The following is a 3,783-nucleotide window of genomic DNA, read 5'->3' as shown; positions in this document are numbered from 1 at the left end:
ATACCTGACCTTCCGTTTCGACCAGAGCATCAAGCTGCTGGAGATGGCGCGCCTGGACCGGGCTGCCAGCAGCGCCGCCGCCGCCCTGCGCGAGCTCATGGCCCGCCATAACGTCCGTTTCGTCAACTACAGCGCCGGCCACACCTTGCCCGTGCTCGCGGCCGACTGGGCCCAGCAGTGCGGCAGCCCCGTGCCCGCGCGCGCGCTCCTGCGGGCCCGGCTGGCCGCCTATGCGCCGCTGTACGAGGTCCTGTTCAATACGCCCGGCGTGGTGGCCGTGCAGGCCGCGGCCGAGGGCGGAGACCCTGCGGATTTTCCGTATGACCAGCCGGCGCCGGCCTTTCGCAACCGGCTGCGGGCCGGCTATTTCACGGCGCTGCAGTCCGGCCTGGATGCCCGGGGCGGCGGCAGCCACGCGGGCCTGACTCCGTGGCCGGGCGCCGGCCGGGCGGACCTCTGGCTGAACACCGGCGTCCTGCCGACCCGCCCGTTTGCCTTCAACTCCACACCGCTGCTGCAGACCGACGGCTTCGGCGTGACGCTGCTCCCGGTCACCGCACCGCAGACGTCGTGGATCGCGCCGCTGGGCCTGTCCCGTCTGGTCCACCTGCGCACCAGCCAGTTTGCCGCCCGCGCCTGGGACGATGCGCTGGTGGCGGACCTGCTGAATGCCGCCGTGCCCGCCGCTTGCCCGGACCTGCCGGGGCAGCGCTGCATCTACCAGGATCCACTGCTGCACGGCCAGATCGAGGCCGTCCGGCTCGGCCTGCGCCCGCGCGTCTACCAGGCGCCCTGAGCGGCCAGCGTTTTGGCGCCCGCAGCCGCCCCAGAGTCTGGCTATACTGGCAACTTGCAAAGCCTCCCGGGAGGACCCATGGCCACCAAACTGATCCATCGCCGCGTACCGATCTTCACTTTGGCGGACGGCGAGACGATCGCCGCCACCTGCACTGCGAACAGCATCGCCCTGGTCCGCGACGACGCGGGCTGGTGGACCTGCTTCGTCGGCGAGGACGGCGCCGTGGAGCGCTACGACGAACCCTTTCCCAGCCAGGAGCAGGCCCTGTGGTCGGCCAAGGCTGCGGCTGAATTCGGCATCTGACGCCGTGCTCCGGCTGGCGCCGCCGGCCGCGGCGCCAGCTTCGGCAGGACAGTGTGCGATCGACTCGTGACCGCCACACAAGGACTTCACTTTCGCCACAAACTGATCCGGTAGACTGCACCGCATGTCCACCGTCATTGACCGGCCGTGTGCCGCCCCCGCCACGCCATGGCGGTATCTGCTCCGGCAGGCGGCGCGCGAGTTCCTGTGGTTCGGCCTCAAGGAAGCGCGCTGCTGCGTATTCGTCGTGACGCTGCTCGTGGCCGTGTTCCTGACGCCGCGCGCCGGCGTTCTCGGCATCCCCCGCTACGACCTGCTGCTGCTCGCCGCCATCGCCATCCAGGCCTGGATGGTCCGCGCCGGTCTGGAAACGCTGGATGAACTGAAGGCCATCTGCCTGTTCCACGTGATCGGCTTCGCGCTGGAAGCCTTCAAGGTCTCCGCCAGCATCCAGTCGTGGAGCTACCCGGACTTCGCCTACACCAAGGTGTTCGGCGTGCCGCTGTTCGCCGGCTTCATGTACGCCTCCATCGCCAGCTACATCATCCAGGCCTGGCGCGTGCTGGACCTGCGTATCCGCCACCACCCGCCGTACTGGATGGCCGCCACCATCGCCATCCTGATCTACCTGAACTTCTTCACCCACCACTACATCGGCGACTACCGCTGGTACCTGGCCGCCTGCGCGCTGGGCCTGTACTCGCGCACCACGGTGATTTTCCGCCCGCTGGACCGCGACCGCCGCATGCCCCTGATCGTCAGCTTTGTGCTGACCGGCTTCTTCATCTGGCTGGCCGAGAACATCGGCACCTTCTGGGGCGTGTGGCGCTACCCCAGCCAGATGGGCGCATGGTCCATGGTCCACCTCAGCAAATGGAGCTCGTGGTCGCTGATGGTGGTGATGACCTTCACCATCGTCGCGGGCCTCAAGCACATCAAGACCCGCATTCACATTCCCGCGGACTAGGCAGCTCGGCTACACTGGCGGTCCGGCACCCGCCGGTACCCGAATTGCTTCGATGAGCCCAGCCCTGTGACACCGTCTTTCCAACCCGGCCCGCTGATGCCGCCCGCCCTGGGCCCGCGCGGCCGCCTGGCGCTGGGGGCGGCGTGCGTTGTGTACTGCGCCGCCGTGGCGCTGCTGCTGCCGTCCGCCGCTGTGGCCACCCACCGCGTCCCGCAGGCGTCGGCGCTGTATGCGATCACGATCCTCATCGTCCATGGCCTGACGGCGCTGCTGCTCGGCTTCCAGTACCGCGGCGGGGGTGGGCGCGCGGTCCGCATCCTGGTCGCGGCCTACGCGTACAGTGCCCTGCACGCGCTGCTGCACACGCTCACCTATCCGGGTGCGCTGGTGCCGGACATTCCGCTGCTCGGCCATGGCCAGACGGTGGGCTGGCTGTTCCTGGCCTGGCAGCTGGGCTTCACGCTGCTGCTCACCAGCGCCATCGGCGTGGAGCTCTTCGGCGGCGCGGCGCAAGAACGGAGTGCCGCGCCACGCGGGCGCCTGCGGCCCGTGCTGGCCCTGGTCTGCGCTGTCGCCGCGGCGACTTACATGGCCGCCGAGGTGCTGCCGCTGCCCGTCTACTTCCAGGGCGACCGCTTCTACTGGTTCGCCAATGCGACCACCGCCGCCACCGCGGTCGGCGTGGCGGTCGGGCTGGCGATGCTGGCGGCGCTGCCGCGCGCCCGCAGTGCGCTGTATCCCTGGCTGGCCCTGGCCCTGCTGGCGACCCTCGGAGGCCTGGTCCTGAGTACCACGGGCGGTGGGCGCTACACCGTCGGCTGGTATGCCGCGCGCGTGAGCTACACCGTGGGCGGCGCGGCCGTGCTGGCGCTGCTGCTGGCGCAGATCGCGCGCATGCAGCAGTCGCTGATGCACAGCGTCGCCTCGCTGGCGCAGCAGACCCAAAGCCTGCAGGCCGAGATGCAAAAGCGCGAAGCCGCCGAGATGATGCTGGTGCAGTCGCAGAAGATGGAAGTGGTCGGGCGGCTTGCGGGCGGCATTGCGCATGACTTCAACAACTTCCTGCACGTGGTCAGCATGCGCCTGGACCTGCTCCAGCACCGCCTGCGCGGGCAGGACCTGGACGAAGACCTGGCCATCATCCGGCGCGGCGTGCGGCGGGTGGAGGCGCTGATCCAGCATCTGCTGTCCTTCTCCGGCCGCAAGCGCTTCCAGCCCGAGGTGATCGTGCTCGATCGCTGGCTGCCGGAATGCATGGCCTTCATCCAGGCCACCCTAGGCGCGCGGGTCCAGGTCCGGCACTCGCTGGAGCGGCAGGCACTGGCCGTCACCGGCAATCCGAGCGAGCTGGAAGCGGCGGTCCTGAACCTGGTGCTGAACGCGCGCGACGCGCTCGAAGACCAGGGCGAGATCCACGTGCGCGCCAGCCTGCGCACGCTGGCGCCGGGCCACCATCCCGAGCTGCCGCCCGGTGTTTACGTGGAGCTGACGGTGGCGGACAACGGCAGCGGCATCGCGCCCGAGCACCTGGCGCGGGTGTTCGACCCTTTCTTCACCACCAAGCCGGTGGGGAAGGGCAGCGGCCTCGGTCTGCCGCAGGTGCGCGGCTTCGCGATCCGCCAGGGCGGCACGGTGGACATCGACAGTGCGCTCGGCCAGGGCACCACGGTGCGCCTGCTGCTCCCCGCGGCGGGCGGCGCGGCCGGCGCCAGTG

General features: G+C 69.9%; 4 protein-coding genes. All 4 read left to right on the top strand.

From position 1 onward, the window contains the following. A partial coding sequence (locus tag E4L96_RS23550) for a hypothetical protein (RefSeq protein WP_220433393.1) occupies positions 1-796 on the top strand: 796 nt, incomplete at its 5' end. A gap of 78 nt (positions 797-874) precedes the next feature. Beyond that, complete coding sequence (locus E4L96_RS05595; protein ID WP_135206233.1) at positions 875-1,102, top strand: hypothetical protein; 228 nt, start codon at positions 875-877, stop codon at positions 1,100-1,102. A gap of 124 nt (positions 1,103-1,226) precedes the next feature. Continuing rightward, positions 1,227-2,069 carry a DUF817 domain-containing protein gene (locus tag E4L96_RS05590; RefSeq protein WP_135206232.1) on the top strand — a complete coding sequence of 281 codons (843 nt, stop codon included), beginning with the start codon at positions 1,227-1,229 and terminating at the stop codon, positions 2,067-2,069. Between the two features lie 96 nt (positions 2,070-2,165). Next, positions 2,166-3,783: sensor histidine kinase (locus E4L96_RS05585; RefSeq protein WP_181017590.1), on the top strand; the 1,618-nt coding region annotated here is incomplete at its 3' end.

It is taken from the genome of Zemynaea arenosa, assembly GCF_004614185.1.
GTDB classification, from domain to species: domain Bacteria; phylum Pseudomonadota; class Gammaproteobacteria; order Burkholderiales; family Burkholderiaceae_D; genus Telluria; species Telluria arenosa.
The sequence above is the reverse complement of the archived record's forward strand: the minus strand, read 5'-3'. Positions and strand labels throughout refer to the sequence as shown.

Bases quoted from the DNA above. Each gene is read 5' to 3' on its own strand.
- E4L96_RS05590 (WP_135206232.1), top strand. From the start codon at position 1,227: ATGTCCACCGTCATTGACCGGCCGTGTGCCGCCCCCGCCACGCCATGG.
- E4L96_RS05595 (WP_135206233.1), top strand. From the start codon at position 875: ATGGCCACCAAACTGATCCATCGCCGCGTACCGATCTTCACTTTGGCG.